Origin of the sequence: Actinomadura coerulea (genome assembly GCF_014208105.1) — a bacterium.
Lineage (GTDB): Bacteria > Actinomycetota > Actinomycetes > Streptosporangiales > Streptosporangiaceae > Spirillospora > Spirillospora coerulea.
Genome location: NZ_JACHMQ010000001.1, coordinates 444,871 through 459,241, shown reverse-complemented (window position 1 = coordinate 459,241; position 14,371 = coordinate 444,871). Strand labels below are relative to the sequence as shown.

Below are 14,371 nucleotides of genomic sequence, written 5' to 3'. Positions count from 1 at the left end.
GCTCACCACGTTCAGACGGCCCCGGCGGACACACGACCAAGCACACCCGCCGGGGCCTACCTCATCAATGGAGGTCGCCCCATCATGTCCGAACAGCCGCTGACCGTGCCGCCCGACATGCGCCTGTTCAAGGTCGAAGACGCCATGAACCTGCTGTCCCTCGGCCGCAACACCATCTTCGAACTCATCCGCTCCGGCCGCCTGCGATCGGTCAAGGAGGGCCGTTCCCGCCTCATCCCGGGTGCCGCGATCACCGAGTACATCGCGCTGCTGGAACGTGAGGCGTCATAGGAGGCTCTGCCTTCCACATGCAGACGAGCCGAATCAGAGAAGGGGCCCGGATTGGCCAATAGCAGAGACTCCAAGCGTCGTCCCCGCGGTGACGGCGGTCTTCGTTGGAGTGAGGAACGCCAGCGATGGATAGCCGAGATCACCGTTGGCTACACGCCGGCGGGGAAGCGTATCGTCCGGACCGCCAGCGATAGGAGCAAGACCAAAGCTCTCAAGAAGCTCCAAGCCAAGCTGCGCGACCGCGAGGACGGGTTGCCGAGCGAAGACAACCGATACACCGTCGCTGACGCCGTGAAGAACTGGCTCGAATTCGGGCTTCCCGATCGGGACGAGAACACCGTGAAGAACCGGACGAGCCTCGCACAGAACCACGTCATCCCAGATCTGGGCGCGCGAAAGCTCCGCGAGCTATCGGCAGACGATGTAGACCGCTGGCTTGCACAGAAGGCCAAGACCCACAGCACGAAAACGCTCCGGGAGATGCATTCCGTACTCAAGCGGGCCGTCGCGCGGGCCCAGGCGCGGGACAAGGTCAAGAGAAACGTCGTCCTGCTCTGCGAGGTCCCGCGGGGCAAGCGCGGTCGCCCCTCGAAATCGCTCTCGTTCAAACAGGCTGTCGCGTTGCTGGAAGCAGCGGAATCCAGCGGTGAGGCCGACATGCACGCCTACATCGTGCTCTCACTGCTCACCGGCGCACGTACGGAGGAGTTGCGGGCATTGCGCTGGTCCCACGTCGTTGCCTACCACGACGAGCAAGAGGCTTGGCTTCCGGTCGATGAGGCCGGATGGAACCATCGTGAGTTCGCCTTCTACGTCTGGCGTTCCGTTCGTCGGGGCGGCGACACAAAGACGGAGAAGTCGAGACGCAGTCTGAAGCTGCCAGCCAGATGCATCCTGGCGCTTCATGACCTCTACAGCGTGCAGGGCGGCGCCCATATGGACGCTGGAGGCGCCTTCCCTTTGCCTTCGGATCGGTTCGTCTTCCCGGGAGCGGAGGGTGGCGAGCGCGACCCTATGAGCGTCCTACGCGGCTTCCGGAGGGTGGCGGCACGCGCCGGCCTCACTCCAGAGGACTGGACGCCCCGAGAGCTGCGACACAGCTTCGTCTCGCTGCTGTCGGACAACGGGATGCCTACCGAGAACATCGCCCGGCTGGTCGGGCACAGCAGCACGCGCGTGACGGAGATGGTCTATCGGCACGAACTTCGTCCGGTGCTGGAGGACGGCGCCACCGAGATGGATCGCATCTTCTCGGGCGTGATCAGCGATCCCTAGTCAGGCAGTTGGTCAGGCACAACGCATCAGGGCCCGTCTCGACACAGCGAGACGGGCCCTGAACTGGAGTTATGCACCTATGGCACCGCTCCCGCGATTGGACTCGAACCAATAACCTGCCGGTTAACAGCCGGCTGCTCTGCCGATTGAGCTACGCGGGATCGTGCGTCCGCTGGGGCCTGTCGGCCCCTGGCGGCGGGTCTAGGTTAGCGCATGTCCGGGGCTGTTCGCGCACGCGCGGGGATTGAGGCGGCGAGGGCGGGTATAGGGGGTGTCACGATTCCGCCGTCAGTAGGAGTTGGACATGAAGGCTCGCACGATGTTCATGGCAGGCGCCGCGGTCGGCTACGTCTTCGGGACGAAGGCCGGACGGGAGCGGTACGAGCAGATCAAGCAGCTCTCCAAGCAGGTGTCGGAGAACCCGAACGTGCAGGAGGCCGCCGGGAAGATCCGGTCGAAGGGCGAGACGTTCGCCGGGGCCGCGCGGGACAAGGCGGGGCACCTGAAGGACCGGGTGCCCGAGCAGGTCACGGGAGGCCGCAAGGAGGAGCAGCCGTACCCCGGCTAGAGGCCGGTCTGACGGCGCAGGTCTTCGAGGACCTGTTCGGCCTGGGCCCGCAGGCCCGGGTCGGACGGGTTCAGCCCGGCGTCGAAGACGAACGTCCAGCGCACATCGCCGCCGGCTGCGGGGCGCCGGCCGGCGATGCGCACCTTCCCTCCTCCGGGGAGGGCGGCGTGATGGGTGACGGCGATGGTGGCGGTGACGCGCTCCCGGACGGTCTCGGGCACCGAGCCGGGGGCGGTGAGCCGGACGTGGTGCTCGGCGCCGCCGGAGGTCTCCTTGACGTGCAGCCAGCCGTCCTTCCAGGTGGCGTGGTCGACGCGCTCCCAGGGGATGCGGGTGAAGCCGCCCGAGGGGGTCGGCAGGTGCAGGGCGAGGAGGGTGGCGGTGACGTACGAGCCGCCGCGGGTGGGGGCCGCCGCGAGGACGCGCTCGCCGCGTTCCAGCGCGAGTTCGTCGCGGACCGCGGCGGGCAGGGGACCCCGGTTCAGGCGCATGCCCCCACGGTAGGCGATCAGGCCGCCTGGGGGGCGCGGCGGGCCCCGAGGAGATCCAGGACGAGGGCCGCCGACCAGGCGTAGTCGTGGCTGCCGCGGCCGGTGCCGTCGAACGGGTCGAAGAACTCCCGGAAGCCGGACTGGCGGACGAGCCGCATGGTGGAGCCGTAGAGCAGGTCGGCGACGACGGGCAGGTCGTGGCCCAGGGCGCCGTACCAGACGAGCCAGTTGGTGCTGATCCAGGTGGGGCCGCGCCAGTACCCGGCGCGGTCGAAGGCGGGCGCCTGGATGTCGCAGGTGGGGACGGGGTAGCCGGCGGCGCCGGCGAAGCGGGCCGACAGCAGCAGGTCGACGAGGTTGCGGACGATCGGGGCCGGCAGTTCGGGGTCCAGGAGCGGGCCGAAGGACCCGGCGGTGATGACGGGGAGCAGTCGGTCGTCGCGCAGGTCGCGGGCGCGGAAGCAGCCGGTGTCGGCGTCCCAGAGCCGGTGCAGGAGGGCCTCGTGGACGCGCTGGGCGCGTTCGCGGTGCGGGACCGGGTCGGCTCCGATGATCTCGGCGATGGCGGCGAGGGCGTGCGTGGAGGCGAGGTAGACGGCGTTGACGAGGGGGTCCTCGACCGCGAACGGGTGCGCGTCGCGGAGGTAGCCGGGGCGGTAGGCGGCCTCCCGCATGAGCGCGACGAGCCGCACGTAGCGGTCGTAGTCCTCGCCGGTCGGCAGGGCGTGGGGGCGCAGGCCGGGGGCGTAGGAGGACGGGGGCAGCGGGAGCGCGCCGAGGGGCCGGTCCCAGGCGGGGCTGTTGTCCAGGCCCGACTCCCACGGGTGGCAGATGGCGATGAGGCCGCTGGAGTCCAGGTCGCGGCAGCGGGCCAGGTAGCGGTGCTGGGCGGTCAGCATCGGGTACAGGCGGGTCAGGAACGCCCGGCTGCCCTCCCCGTCGGCGGCGCACTCGTGCAGGCGCAGGGCGCTGAGGGCGTGCAGCGGCGGCTGGGTGAGGGCGGAGGTGTGCACGCCGCGGGGGGCGTCGGGCTGCCGGTCGCTGCGCCACAGCTCGGGGCCGGGGAAGAAGGCGTGCCGGTCGAGGCGCGTGTTGAACACGATGTGGGGCAGCATTCCGTCCGCCCACTGGCCCCGGAACAGGGAGAGCAGCTCGGCCTCGGCCCGGTCGCGGCGGTGGCGGGCCAGGCCCATGCTGATGAAGGCCGAGTCCCAGCTCCACTGGTGCGGGTAGAGGCCGGGAGAGGCGGCGGTGGCGTTGCCCGTCCAGTTCGCGTCGAGGACCCGGGCCGCGGCCTTCCACAGCGCGGTCTCGTCGCCGGTGAGACGGGAGCTCATGTGGTCCAGGTGGCCTCCCCTGGGCGAGAGAAGGGTGCTCTCTGATTGTCGCCTCAGATCGCCGTCTCGGCGACCCCTGCGGCGGGGACGGTTGTCTACCGGCCGGGAGGTCGGCCGGTGAACATCTCCGGCGCCGCGGCGCGGGCCAGGAGCCAGTGCGCGATCTCCTCGCCCGCCGCGACTCCCCGCGCGGCGGTGACGGCGGTGGCCGGGGCCGTCCAGCCGGTGTCGTGCAGTTCCCCGTGGGCGGGGCGGATCGACAGGTCGGCGGCCTCCAGCAGCTCGGCGTCCAGGAGCGCGTCGCCGGCGGCGATCATCGTGGAGGCGCCGGCGCGCCCCGCGACCTCCTCGGCGGCGGCGGCCTTGGTCAGGCCGGAGGGCAGGCAGTAGACCTTGCGGCCCTGGAGGGACGTCCGCCAGCCGCGTTCGGCGCACCATCCGGTGAGGTCCTCGACCCAGCCCGACGGCAGCGCGGCCCGGTCCACGACCGTGTAGGCGAACAGGTCGGAGGCGGTGCGCCGCTTGAGGACGAAGTCGCCGCCGTTGCTTGCCAGGTGCTGCTGGACGTCCGCGAGCGGAGCGCATCCGCCGGCGATCCGGTTCCGGACGGCCGCCGCCCATGCCGGGTCGTCCTCGCCGTCCACAAGGATGTGGCCGCCGTTCGCGCAGATGGCGTACGGGGGCGGTTTCTCCAGAAGGTGGACGCGCCGGTACTGCTCGGGAGTACGCGTCGTCGTCGGGACGAACGTGGAAGACGTCGCGAGTGCCTCCAGTGTGCGCGCGGACGCCTCGGTCATGTAGGAGAGCGGCGCGCCCTGGTAGAACTCCACGCACAGGAGGCGCGGCATGGTCTCGTCTGGGCCTTCCAGGGCGAAGGCCGCGGTCGAGTAGATGAGCGTGCGGTCCAGGTCGGAGCACACCAGGACGGTCACTGCACGGCCCCCTTGTCGAACCGGGGATGGATGAATCCCATGCACGCGTAGGGGAATCGGCCGGGCTCGACCTCGTGGACGGGCACGCCGCGTTCGCGGGCGAGCAGCCTGATGTGGGTCACTTCCGGCCCCGCGTCGGCCCGCACGAGCACCTTCCATGGGACGCGGCGCAGCAGCACCCGCGTGGTCTCGCCGATCCCCGGCTTGACGAGATTCAGGTCGTCGATGCCCTCGGCCTCGGCGCTGCGCCGGACGGCGTCCCAGCCCGACCAGTCGGGCGCGCGGTCGGCGGCGCGGAGTTCCGGCAGGTCCTTCGCGACGCGTTCGGCCACGTGCCCGAAGCGTGCGCAGACCGCGTCGAGGAAAACGTCCGACACGTCGTCCTGGGCGAGTTCGGCGTAGAACTTCGCGCCGTGGAAGTCGCCGGGCCCGATGAGGGAGTCGTTCAGGACGGTCCGGCTCACCAGGCCCGACACGGTCGAGTTGAGGCAGGCGGACGGGATCAGGAAGTCGTCCCGGGTGCCGTACAGGGACGCGCACCGCCCCGGGTCTGCCAGCACGGCGAGATCGGCGGGGAACGGGTGCTCTGCCAGGGCGGCGGTCAGCTCCTTGGTGATGGCGCCCTTGCCCGTCCAGCCGTCCACGAACATCACGGACTCCGGGTCGTGGTGCTCGGCGAGATATCGCAGGGCGACCGTGTCGATGCCCCGGCCCCGGACGATGCTGACCGCGTAGTGCGGAACGTCCAGGCCGTGCGCGTACCGGGCCCAGCGGCGCATCAGGATGCCGACGGGCGTCCCGGCCCGCGCCAGGGACACGAGGACGGCGTCCGGGCCGCGCTCGGCGAGGATCATCTCGGTGACCAGCCCGGTCGCGTAGGCCAGCCGCTCGGCGGACGCTTCCAGCGCGTCGTGGAACAGCCGAAGGTACTCGGGGCCCGGCTGGTACTCGACCGGGAGCGACTCGGCGTAGTGCGCCCGCCCCGACTGGATCGCCGCCTCACGTTCCTCGGTAGGCGCTTCGAGGCGTGCGTCGGACAGGTCTTTGAGCAGCCAGGCGACGTCTTCCGCCGGGTAGCTGCCGAAAGCCGGCCCGTACAGCGGCTTCACGATGCCCTCCTATAGGACGGGACGGTTGCGACCGTCACGGGGGCAAGCGCGCGGAGCCGCTCCAGTAGGCCGTTAGTGAGCGCCTGGGTGTCACCGACGTCGTCCACCACGAACACGATCCTGTCGAAGCGGCGTTGTCCGACGCCAGGGGCGACGTTGTAGGCGTACCGCTCCCCCGGCCCATCGGCGGGATCGTCATGGGACGGGAACACCAGACGGGTCCTGATGGCGTAACCGGGGTCGTCCACTGCCAAGACGGGCGAACGCGTCGTGGTGGAGTAGCGGACGTCCACGTCCGGCCGGGCATCGGCGAGCGCCTCCGCGAGGCGAAGCGGCGCGTACATCAGCTCCTCGAACCCGAGGACGAGGACACGGGAGGCGTCTCCGCCAAGACCGGCTGCGAGGACGTCGCCCATCCGCGGCAGTTCCTTCTCCAACCGCGTGCGGTGTTCGGGCAGGAACCCGTGGCGTCCGCCGTCCGGCAGCGCAGCCGGCCACTCCAGCTCGATCCGCGAGACTCCGAACGCTGGCTCTGCCTCGGGAATGAAGGGCGGGGAGGAGATTCCGGCAACGAGCGCCCTGCCCGCCTCAAGGATGCCCTCAGGAAGCTCGACGCTTCCCCCGGCCAGAGCCACCGCGTCTATGCGAGTGCCCAGCCGGGCGGCGAGATCGTCCATTCGGGCCCGGTCGGCAGCGTCTCGCAGGTCGACCAGAGCCGCCAGCACGTAATGGCTCCTAGGACGGACGGCGTGCAGGGCCTCGATGGTGTTCAGCACCGTCCGGCCCGTCGAGAGCTCGTCGTCCACCAGGACCACCGGCGCGTCGCGATCGAGCGGCGCGGTGTCGGCGGGGAGCAGCAGATGGCTCGTGGCGTGGCTGTGCTCTTCCTCGAATCCGCCGTAGGTGGCGAACCCGTCAACGGGACGCCGCGTCGAATGCAGGTAGTAGGCGCCGCCCAGAGCGTCGGCCACCGAATGCCCCAAGGCCGTCGCGGTCTCGGCGTAACCCAGCACGATCGCGTCTACGGGGTTCTGGGGAGTGCGCATGAGGTCACGTAGTGCGGCGGCGGCGTTCGGCTCGCCCCGCAGCCCGTCCAGCAGAAGCGAACCGGGACGGGACGGCTCGTCGCCCCGCAGGCGCGCGCGCACGAGCTCGCCTAGCAGCAGCCCCGACCCGTACACCAGGCGCGGGTCGGTCGGCACATGCTTGCCCAGCACCGCGGACACCAGCAGATGCGCGCGCTTCGGGTTGCGGCGCACGGCGAGCCCCACGAGCGACGAGAGCCCGGCGCCCGCCGGCCGCGCGCCGTCCACGAGGCGAACGCCCAGACGCGAACCCACCCAGGAACCCGTCACCGGCTGTCCGCCGCTTCCAGCAGCTCGACGAACGTCACGCCCTCCGCCGCCACCCCGAACACCTGGGCGCGCAGCATCAGCCGCTGCGCCCAGGCGCGGTGCGGCTTGGCCTCGTTCATCTTGTTGGCGTACGAGCTGGCCATCGCGCCGCCCCCGGCGACGCCCAGGATGTCGGCGGCGTCGCTGTACTCCTCGTGCGTCACCACCGACAGGGCGTGGACGGCCGCCACATGGCTCGGATGGATGACGGTCTTGCCGGTGAGACCGTTCGCCTTGTCCAGATGCACCTCGCGGATCAGCCCGTCGAGGTCGGAGGTGATGAGCCGCTGCCGAAGCGGCGCGGCGCTCTGCCGTTCGAACGGCGACTGCCGCAGCTGCGGCTTGAACATCCGCTCCCCCTGGGAGAAGTACTCCCACACGGGGCCGGTCACCACGTGGCCGGTGCCGTCGGCGCGGCCGAGGATGTTGACCACGTCGCAGATCACGCCCGCGACGGGCCGGATGTCGTAGATCGTCAGGTCGGGCGGGCGCCGCAGCCCGTACGCGGCGGACATGTCGGTCGCCCCCAGCCGGACGGCGAGGATCCGCGACCGGTGCTTGGCGAGGAGCCGCGCCACGTCGTGCAGCATCTCCGCGCGCGTCTCGGCGTACACGGCCTCCGGGCTCTCGATCACCGGCATGGCCAGCAGCCGCAGGCCGGAGCGGTCGGCCGCGTCCTCCAGCGCGTCCAGGAACGCCCCGCCGCCGGACGCGGTGAACTTCGGCAGCACGAACCCGGTGACGAGCTCCGCCGCGTCGCCGAGCCGGCCGACCAGGTCGCCGATCTGCCGGGGGTCGCGGACGCGGACGAACAGCAGCGGGATCTCCGCGCCGCCCGGCGCGGAGCGGTCGTGCAGAGTCCGCAGGTGCGCCACGAGGTTGGCCTCCCCGGCCTCGACCTCGTCGTCGGCGATCGCGTCCTCCAGGCACACCACCATGCTCATCACGCCGCGCCCCGCCGCGCGCTCGATGTCGGCGGCGAGGGCCGGGCGCGTGGACGGGCAGTACAGCGTCGCGCCGAGCGCGACCGCCAGCACGTCCGGGTCGTCGTGCCGGCCGAACGGGCGCGGATGCCGGTGGAACAGGTGCTTGCGACGCGCGGCGTCAATATGGTCGAAATGCCGCATTTACCCCTCGTCAGACGGTGCTCTCGACGGGGGGCGCGGGGGGCCGCCCCCGGGCGGACGGGCCGGGCCGGATCACAGGTGCGCCGCCACGGCGGGGAGCAGCTGCTGGAACGTGCGGCCGGTGGCGGCGGCCCCGATCGCCGTCATCGTCCAGCCCTGCCCGTCCCGCGACACCTTGGCCATGATCTGCGCGTTGTGCTGCCCGGCGCCGCTCAGCTCGTAGCGCGCGATCTCCTGGCCGGTGCTCTCGTCCACCAGCCGGCAGAACGCGCCCGCGATCTGGGAGAAGTCCTGGCCGGTGAACGAGTTCACCGTGAACACCAACTGGGCGACGCCCGCCGGGACGCTCTGCAGGTCGACGTTGATGACCTCGTCGTCGCCCTCGCCCTCACCGGTGACGTTGTCGCCGGTGTGCTGGACGGAGCCGTCCTTGCTGCGCAGCTGCCGGAACCACACCTGGTCGGCGAGTTCGCCGGACGCGTCGAACAGCAGGCACGAGGCGTCCAGGTCGATGGACTGCGGCTTGCTCTTGCCGAACAGCCCCTTCTTGGCGACGGCGTCCCAGCCGAGGCCCATCCTGACTCTGGTCAGGGTGCCGCCGCCCGGCTTGGCCAGCGAGACCTTCTGCCCCTTCTGCAGCGATATGGACATCGTCGGCTCCTCCAGTGATCGATGTGTGTCGCGGGTCGCGGGTACGCGGTCGCGCCGGTCAGACCTGGCTGGAGTGCAGCGGCCGCCCGCCGCCCGCCGCCGAGTCGGGAGAGTCCCCGCCCTCGCCGCGGTTGCGGACGACGGAGCTGGCGAACGCGGCGATGATCAGCCCGGCGCCGAGCCCGCCGGTGATCCACTCGGGCACGTGGTGGCCGATGCTCACCAGCATGCAGACCGAGAGGGCGCCGATCGCCCAGTGCGCGCCGTGCTCCAGGTAGACGTACTCGTGCAGCGTGCCCTTGCGGACCAGGAACACCGTCAGCGACCGGATGTACATGGCGCCGATGCCGAGGCCCAGCGCGATGACGATCGGGTCGGTGCTGATCGCGAAGGCGCCGATGACGCCGTCGAAGCTGAACGAGGCGTCCAGCACCTCCAGGTACAGGAAGAGGAAGAACCCCGCCTTGCCCGTGGCGAGGGCCAGGGAGCTCGGCCCGGACCGCCCGCCGCCCTTCCCGGCCTCCGCGCCGTCCTTCGCCTCGTCCTCGTCCTCGTCCTCGTCGCCCGCCTCGGAGAACAGCTCGCCGAGACCGTTGACCAGGATGTAGGTCACCATCCCGAGCACGCCCGCGATCATGACGCTGCCCGGGTCGGAGGCCGACAGCCACGCCACGAGCGCCAGCGAGCCGCCCGCCACCACGACCGACAGCTGGTCGAGCTTGCCGATGCGGGCGAGCGGACGCTCCAGCCACGGCAGCCACTTGTCGGCGCGCTCCTCGAACACGAAGTCCAGGAACAGCATCATCAGGAACATGCCGCCGAACGCCGCGATCATCGGGTAGGCGTCGTTCATCAGCTGGTGGTAGCGGTGCGAGTCGTTGAGGGCGAGGTCGAACGCCTCGACGGGGCCCAGCTTGGCCGTGATCCCCACGATGAGCAGGGGGAAGACCAGCCGCATGCCGAACACCGCGATCGCGATGCCGACGGTGAGGAAGATCTTCTGCCAGAAGGCGCTCATCCGGTCGAGCACCTTGGCGTTCACGACGGCGTTGTCGAACGACAGCGAGACCTCGAGGACGGCCAGAACGGCGACCAGGGCGAGCCCGGTCGGCCCGTCGTAGAGCAGGGCGAGGAGCAGGCCGACGACCGTGACGCCGAAGGACCACCCGAAGGTGCGAAGAATCATGCGCGTATTTCTGCTAGGAAGGGCGGCCGGGCGGAGCGGCCGGGGTGCGGGGGCGCCGGCGGTCAGCCGACGTTGACGCCGAAGTCCATCGCGATGCCCGCCAGACCGGAGGCGTACCCCTGTCCGACGGCCCTGAACTTCCATTCGCCGCTGTGGCGGTAGAGCTCACCGAAGACCATGGCCGTCTCGGTGGAGGCGTCCTCGGTCAGGTCGAAGCGGGCGAGCTCGTTGCCGTCGGTCCGGTTGACGATCCGGATGAAGGCGTTGCGGACCTGCCCGAAGCTCTGCTGCCGGTTGTCGGCGTCGTAGATCGAGACCGGGAACACGACGCGCTCGCACTCGAGCGGCACCGCGGTGAGGTCGACGTTGATCGACTCGTCGTCGCCCTCGCCCTCACCGGTCAGGTTGTCGCCGGTGTGCTCCACCGAGCCGTCCGGGCTGCGCAGGTTGTTGAAGAACACGAAGTGCTGGTCCGACATGACCTTGCCGGTGCTCGCCAGCATCAGCGCGGAGGCGTCCAGGTCGAAGTCGGCGCCGGTGGTGGCGCGCACGTCCCAGCCGAGGCCGACGGTGACCGCGGTGAGGTTGGGCGCGGCCTTCGTCAGCGAGACGTTGCCGCCCTTGGCGAGTGAGACCCCCATGTGCGGGCTACTCCCTTCCTGTCTGGACTGTTCAGACTGTTCAGATGTTGACGCCGAAGTCGGCCGCGATGCCGGCCAGGCCCGACGCGTACCCCTGGCCCACCGCCCTGAACTTCCATTCCGTCCCGTTGCGGTACAGCTCGCCGAAGACCATGGCGGTCTCCATGGACGCGTCCTCGGTCAGGTCGTAGCGCGCCATCTCCGCACCGTCGGCCTGGTTCAGCACCCGGATGAAGGCGTTGCGGACCTGCCCGAAGTTCTGCCCGCGGCTCTCGGCGTCGTAGATCGACACGGCGAACGCGACCCGCTCGGCCGTGGCGGGCATCGCGCCGAAGTTGACCTTGAGCTGCTCGTCGTCCCCCTCGCCCGCGCCGGTGGTGTTGTCGCCGGTGTGCTCGACCGCGCCGTCCGGCGTGCGCAGATTGTTGAAGAAGACGAAGTGCTGGTCGGTAATGATCTTTCCGGAGGCGTCCAGGACCATGGCGGAGGCGTCGAGGTCGAAGTCGGTCCCGGTCGTCGTGCGCAGGTCCCACCCGAGACCGACGGTCACCGCGGACAGGCCGGGGGCCTGCTTGGTGAGCGAGACGTTGCCGCCTTTGCTCAGGCTGACGGGCACGATGGGCCTCCAAGATCGCATGCCGGATCGGACGCCGAACGGGCGCCCAGCCTTATCGACGTTGCAGCGATGCTATCCGTTCCATCCTTTATGAAGGGATGGCGACAATCTTTGTGACTCGGCCGCCGCCCGGCCGTCGTCGCGCGCCCCGCCGCCTGCGCGCATGGACGAAACCCGGGCCGGTTGCGCCAGACTGGGGGGCGGACGAAGGGAGGCTGCGTTGCGGGGACCGGGCGACCAGCGCCGCCGGGGCGGCCGCGGGGCACAGGCGGCGGCCGAGGCCGTCGAGGCGCGGGAGGCGGCCGCGGCCGCCTTCTACGACATGGACCAGGCGCAGAAGTACATCGACGGCCGCGTCACCGTGTTCGAGGACCTGGACGCCAGGGCGGCCGAGCCCGCGCGCCGGGAGTTCACCCGGCTCGCCGAGGCCGCCGACGCCGCCTCGGTGGCCTACATCTCCGTCCTGGACGCCCACGACCTCGATGACCGGGACCGGTCACCGGCCGAGTACGACGCGGCGCGGCGCGCGTTCGTCGCCTCCACCGAGCGGCTGCGGAAGACCGCCGGGGACCTCAACGGCTTCGCCGAGCGCCTCGCCCCGCAGATGGCCCGGCTGGAGTCCGCGCTCGACCAGCTCCCGCCCCGCCTCACCGCCGCCCGCGAGGCCGTGGCCGCCGCCGACGCCGCCGTGACGGCGGCCAGGGCCGCCGGGATGGACGCCGCCGACCCCGAGGAGGAGCTGGACCGCGCCAGGCGGGTCCTCGCGCAGCTCGGCTCCCAGGGGCTCGGCGGGCTCGGCCTCGACGGCGCCATCCGCAAGGCCGACGAGGTCCGCGAGATCGCCGAGGGGGCGCGGGAGGCGGCCGCGGAGCTGCCCCGGCAGGCGCAGAAGGTCCGCGACTCGCTCTCCTCCGTCCGGACGCGGGCCGACGCGGTCGCGAACCGCGCGGGGGCCGTCAGGGAGGCGATGCGCGTCCTCGTGCGCGGCTACTCGCAGGCGTGCTGGCAGGACCTCAAGGGCGCCCCCGAGTCGGTCGAGGCGGCCGTCACGCGGGCCCGCGAGCGGTTGAACGAGGCGTCCGCGCACGCGGGCCGCGCCGAGTGGAAGCGGGCGCAGCAGGCGCTCACCGCCGCCCGCACCGAGCTGAACGCCGCCGACCGCCGCGCCGGGCAGGTCACCGGGCGGGTGGAGGAGCTGAGAGCGGTCGCCGAGGATCCGGAAGGGCCCGTCGAGGGCGTCCGGTTCGCGGTGCGCGACGCCCAGCGGCTCGCCATGGCCCAGCCGGGCGGCGCCCCGCCCCAGCACGCCCGCGTGCTCGACTCGCTCGTCGAGCGGCTGGAGAGGGCGCCACGGCGGCTCACCGGCGCCCACCCCGACTACTGGGCCTATCTGCAGGAGCTGGAGTCCATCAGGAGGGCCGCCGGCGACGTGGTGGCGCGGATACGCTCGGAGCGTGCCCAGCAGGGCTAGCCCCCGGCCCCAAGGCGGAGGCGGCCCGTCAGGCGAAGAGGGTGTCTCCCCAGTAGCCGCCCTTGCGGACGCCAGGGGGGCACGCGTAGACGCCTGACCCGACGTGCTGGATGTACTCGTTCAGCGCGTCGGTGGCCAGCGAGTTCTGGACGCGGATGAACCCCGTCCGCGGATCGCGCTGGAAGGCGATGAAGAACAGCCCCGCGTCCAGCCGGCCGAGGCCGTCCGACCCGTCGGTGAACGAGTAGCCGCGCCGCAGGATGCGCGTCCCCTGGTTGGAGTCGGGGTGGGCGAGCCGCACGTGCGCGTCCGGCTTCATCCGGGACAGGACGGGCCTGTCGCGCTCCTTCTTCAGCCCGACCGGCGCGCCCTCGCCCTTGTTCCGCCCGAAGATGTCCTCCTGCTCGCGCAGTGACGTGCGGTCCCAGGTCTCGATGTGCATCCGGATGCGGCGGGCGACGAGGTAGGAGCCGCCCGCCATCCAGCCGGCCCCGTCGCCCCCGGCCGCCCACACGTGGCGGTCGAGCAGGTCTCCCTCGGTTCCGGCGATGTTCTCGGTGCCGTCCTTGAACCCGAACAGGTTGCGCGGGGTCTGCGCGTCCGGCGTCGTCGAGGACGTCTTGCCGAAGCCGAGCTGGGACCAGCGGACCGCGACCACGCCGAACCCGATGCGCGCCAGGTTCCGGATGGCATGCACCGCGACCTGCGGGTCGTCGGCGCAGGCCTGCACGGCGATGTCGCCGCCGCTGCGGGCCGGGTCGAGGTTGTCGCCCGGGAAGTGCGGCAGGTCGACCAGGGCGGCGGGCCGGCGCGACCTGAGGCCGAACCGGTCCTTGCCGTCCTTCTCGAACAGCGACGGCCCGAAGCCGATCGTCAGCGTGAGCCGGGACGGCGGAAGCCCGAGCGCCTCGCCGGTGTCGTCCGGCGGCGCGACCGAGGGGCCGCCGACCGCACCGTCGCCGACCGGCCGGCCCGCGGTCATGGCGGCGGCCGCGGCCGTCCACTCCTTCAGCATCCGCACGAGCCGGTCGCGGTCGCCCGTCGTGACGTCGAAGGCCGCGAAGTGCAGCCGGTCCTGCACCGGGGTGGCGATGCCCGCCTGGTGCGGGCCGTGGAAGGCGATCGCGTCGCCCGCGCCGTCGTCCTCCTCCGCGGAGGCGACCCGGTCGAGGCCCGCCCCGGCGGCGGCCCCGACGAGCAGGCTCGCGCCGGAGAACCCCAGCATCCGCCGCCGGGACACGCCCGGCCGCTCCTGCGTCCCTTCGCCCGTCATGCCGCTGCC

15 protein-coding genes and 1 tRNA gene are annotated in these 14,371 nt (G+C 71.5%); 4 read left to right on the top strand and 12 right to left on the bottom strand.

Annotation, left to right across the window (positions count from 1 at the left end):
* Nucleotides 1-84 precede the first annotated feature (84 nt).
* Together BKA00_RS02150 and BKA00_RS02145 are read left to right on the top strand one after the other, a co-directional pair.
* Complete coding sequence (locus tag BKA00_RS02150) at nucleotides 85-291, top strand: helix-turn-helix domain-containing protein (protein WP_221492983.1); 207 nt, start codon at nucleotides 85-87, stop codon at nucleotides 289-291.
* 51 nt (nucleotides 292-342) lie between these two features.
* Entirely contained in the window at nucleotides 343-1,566 is a 1,224-nt protein-coding gene (locus BKA00_RS02145) for a tyrosine-type recombinase/integrase (protein WP_185023322.1), read from the top strand.
* A gap of 88 nt (nucleotides 1,567-1,654) precedes the next feature.
* Here the strand turns inward: BKA00_RS02145 and BKA00_RS02140 are convergent.
* Nucleotides 1,655-1,727, bottom strand: a tRNA-Asn gene (locus BKA00_RS02140).
* A 143-nt stretch (nucleotides 1,728-1,870) separates the two neighbouring features.
* Between BKA00_RS02140 and BKA00_RS02135 the strand changes: the two genes are divergently transcribed.
* Complete coding sequence (locus tag BKA00_RS02135; protein WP_179843081.1) at nucleotides 1,871-2,134, top strand: YtxH domain-containing protein; 264 nt, start codon at nucleotides 1,871-1,873, stop codon at nucleotides 2,132-2,134.
* On the opposite strand, the gene BKA00_RS02130 is transcribed toward BKA00_RS02135, so the two are convergent.
* From BKA00_RS02130 to BKA00_RS02085, 10 genes are all read right to left on the bottom strand, one after another.
* Nucleotides 2,131-2,625, bottom strand: a complete 495-nt coding sequence (locus BKA00_RS02130; RefSeq protein ID WP_185023321.1) for a hypothetical protein — start codon at nucleotides 2,623-2,625, stop codon at nucleotides 2,131-2,133. The two genes, BKA00_RS02135 and BKA00_RS02130, sit on opposite strands and share 4 nt — an antisense overlap.
* A 17-nt stretch (nucleotides 2,626-2,642) precedes the next feature.
* Nucleotides 2,643-3,962, bottom strand: coding sequence for an MGH1-like glycoside hydrolase domain-containing protein (locus BKA00_RS02125; RefSeq protein WP_185023320.1), 1,320 nt, complete (start codon nucleotides 3,960-3,962; stop codon nucleotides 2,643-2,645).
* 95 nt (nucleotides 3,963-4,057) lie between these two features.
* Nucleotides 4,058-4,894: an HAD family hydrolase gene (locus tag BKA00_RS02120; RefSeq protein WP_221492982.1), complete on the bottom strand. Its 837-nt coding sequence runs from the start codon at nucleotides 4,892-4,894 to the stop codon at nucleotides 4,058-4,060.
* Entirely contained in the window at nucleotides 4,891-6,003 is a 1,113-nt protein-coding gene (locus BKA00_RS02115) for a cysteine protease StiP family protein (protein WP_230298512.1), read from the bottom strand. The genes BKA00_RS02120 and BKA00_RS02115 overlap by 4 nt, the downstream gene beginning before the upstream one ends.
* Nucleotides 6,000-7,343 carry a phosphoribosyltransferase domain-containing protein gene (locus BKA00_RS02110; protein ID WP_230298513.1) on the bottom strand — a complete coding sequence of 448 codons (1,344 nt, stop codon included), beginning with the start codon at nucleotides 7,341-7,343 and terminating at the stop codon, nucleotides 6,000-6,002. Before BKA00_RS02110 ends, BKA00_RS02115 begins: the two co-directional genes overlap by 4 nt.
* An 11-nt stretch (nucleotides 7,344-7,354) precedes the next feature.
* Nucleotides 7,355-8,524 (bottom strand): HpcH/HpaI aldolase/citrate lyase family protein, encoded by a 1,170-nt coding sequence (locus BKA00_RS02105; protein WP_185023318.1) that lies wholly within the window; start codon nucleotides 8,522-8,524, stop codon nucleotides 7,355-7,357.
* Nucleotides 8,525-8,596: 72 nt separating this feature from the next.
* The gene (locus tag BKA00_RS02100; RefSeq protein WP_185023317.1) at nucleotides 8,597-9,175 is read right to left on the bottom strand and encodes a TerD family protein; all 579 of its coding nucleotides are present in this window, start codon (nucleotides 9,173-9,175) and stop codon (nucleotides 8,597-8,599) included.
* Nucleotides 9,176-9,233: 58 nt separating this feature from the next.
* Nucleotides 9,234-10,361 (bottom strand): DUF475 domain-containing protein, encoded by a 1,128-nt coding sequence (locus tag BKA00_RS02095; RefSeq protein WP_185023316.1) that lies wholly within the window; start codon nucleotides 10,359-10,361, stop codon nucleotides 9,234-9,236.
* Between the two features lie 62 nt (nucleotides 10,362-10,423).
* Nucleotides 10,424-11,002: a TerD family protein gene (locus tag BKA00_RS02090; protein WP_185023315.1), complete on the bottom strand. Its 579-nt coding sequence runs from the start codon at nucleotides 11,000-11,002 to the stop codon at nucleotides 10,424-10,426.
* Nucleotides 11,003-11,042: 40 nt separating this feature from the next.
* On the bottom strand, nucleotides 11,043-11,618 hold the full coding sequence (locus BKA00_RS02085) for a TerD family protein (protein WP_179843092.1): 576 nt from the start codon (nucleotides 11,616-11,618) through the stop codon (nucleotides 11,043-11,045).
* Nucleotides 11,619-11,838: 220 nt separating this feature from the next.
* Here BKA00_RS02085 and BKA00_RS02080 point away from each other — a divergent pair, with 220 nt between their 5' ends.
* The gene (locus BKA00_RS02080) at nucleotides 11,839-13,089 is read left to right on the top strand and encodes a molecular chaperone DnaJ (RefSeq protein WP_185023314.1); all 1,251 of its coding nucleotides are present in this window, start codon (nucleotides 11,839-11,841) and stop codon (nucleotides 13,087-13,089) included.
* Between the two features lie 28 nt (nucleotides 13,090-13,117).
* Here the strand turns inward: BKA00_RS02080 and efeB are convergent, their stop codons facing one another.
* Nucleotides 13,118-14,362, bottom strand: a complete 1,245-nt coding sequence (gene efeB / locus BKA00_RS02075) for an iron uptake transporter deferrochelatase/peroxidase subunit (protein ID WP_185023313.1) — start codon at nucleotides 14,360-14,362, stop codon at nucleotides 13,118-13,120.
* Between the last annotated feature and the right edge of the window lie 9 nt (nucleotides 14,363-14,371).

Excerpts from the sequence above, each read along its gene's own strand:
- BKA00_RS02150 (WP_221492983.1), top strand. The coding sequence starts at position 85 with ATGTCCGAACAGCCGCTGACCGTGCCGCCCGACATGCGCCTGTTCAAG.
- BKA00_RS02135 (WP_179843081.1), top strand. The coding sequence starts at position 1,871 with ATGAAGGCTCGCACGATGTTCATGGCAGGCGCCGCGGTCGGCTACGTC.
- BKA00_RS02130 (WP_185023321.1), bottom strand. The coding sequence starts at position 2,625 with ATGCGCCTGAACCGGGGTCCCCTGCCCGCCGCGGTCCGCGACGAACTC.
- BKA00_RS02125 (WP_185023320.1), bottom strand. The coding sequence starts at position 3,962 with ATGAGCTCCCGTCTCACCGGCGACGAGACCGCGCTGTGGAAGGCCGCG.
- BKA00_RS02105 (WP_185023318.1), bottom strand. The coding sequence starts at position 8,524 with ATGCGGCATTTCGACCATATTGACGCCGCGCGTCGCAAGCACCTGTTC.
- BKA00_RS02100 (WP_185023317.1), bottom strand. The coding sequence starts at position 9,175 with ATGTCCATATCGCTGCAGAAGGGGCAGAAGGTCTCGCTGGCCAAGCCG.
- BKA00_RS02095 (WP_185023316.1), bottom strand. The coding sequence starts at position 10,361 with ATGATTCTTCGCACCTTCGGGTGGTCCTTCGGCGTCACGGTCGTCGGC.
- BKA00_RS02090 (WP_185023315.1), bottom strand. The coding sequence starts at position 11,002 with ATGGGGGTCTCACTCGCCAAGGGCGGCAACGTCTCGCTGACGAAGGCC.
- efeB (WP_185023313.1), bottom strand. The coding sequence starts at position 14,362 with ATGACGGGCGAAGGGACGCAGGAGCGGCCGGGCGTGTCCCGGCGGCGG.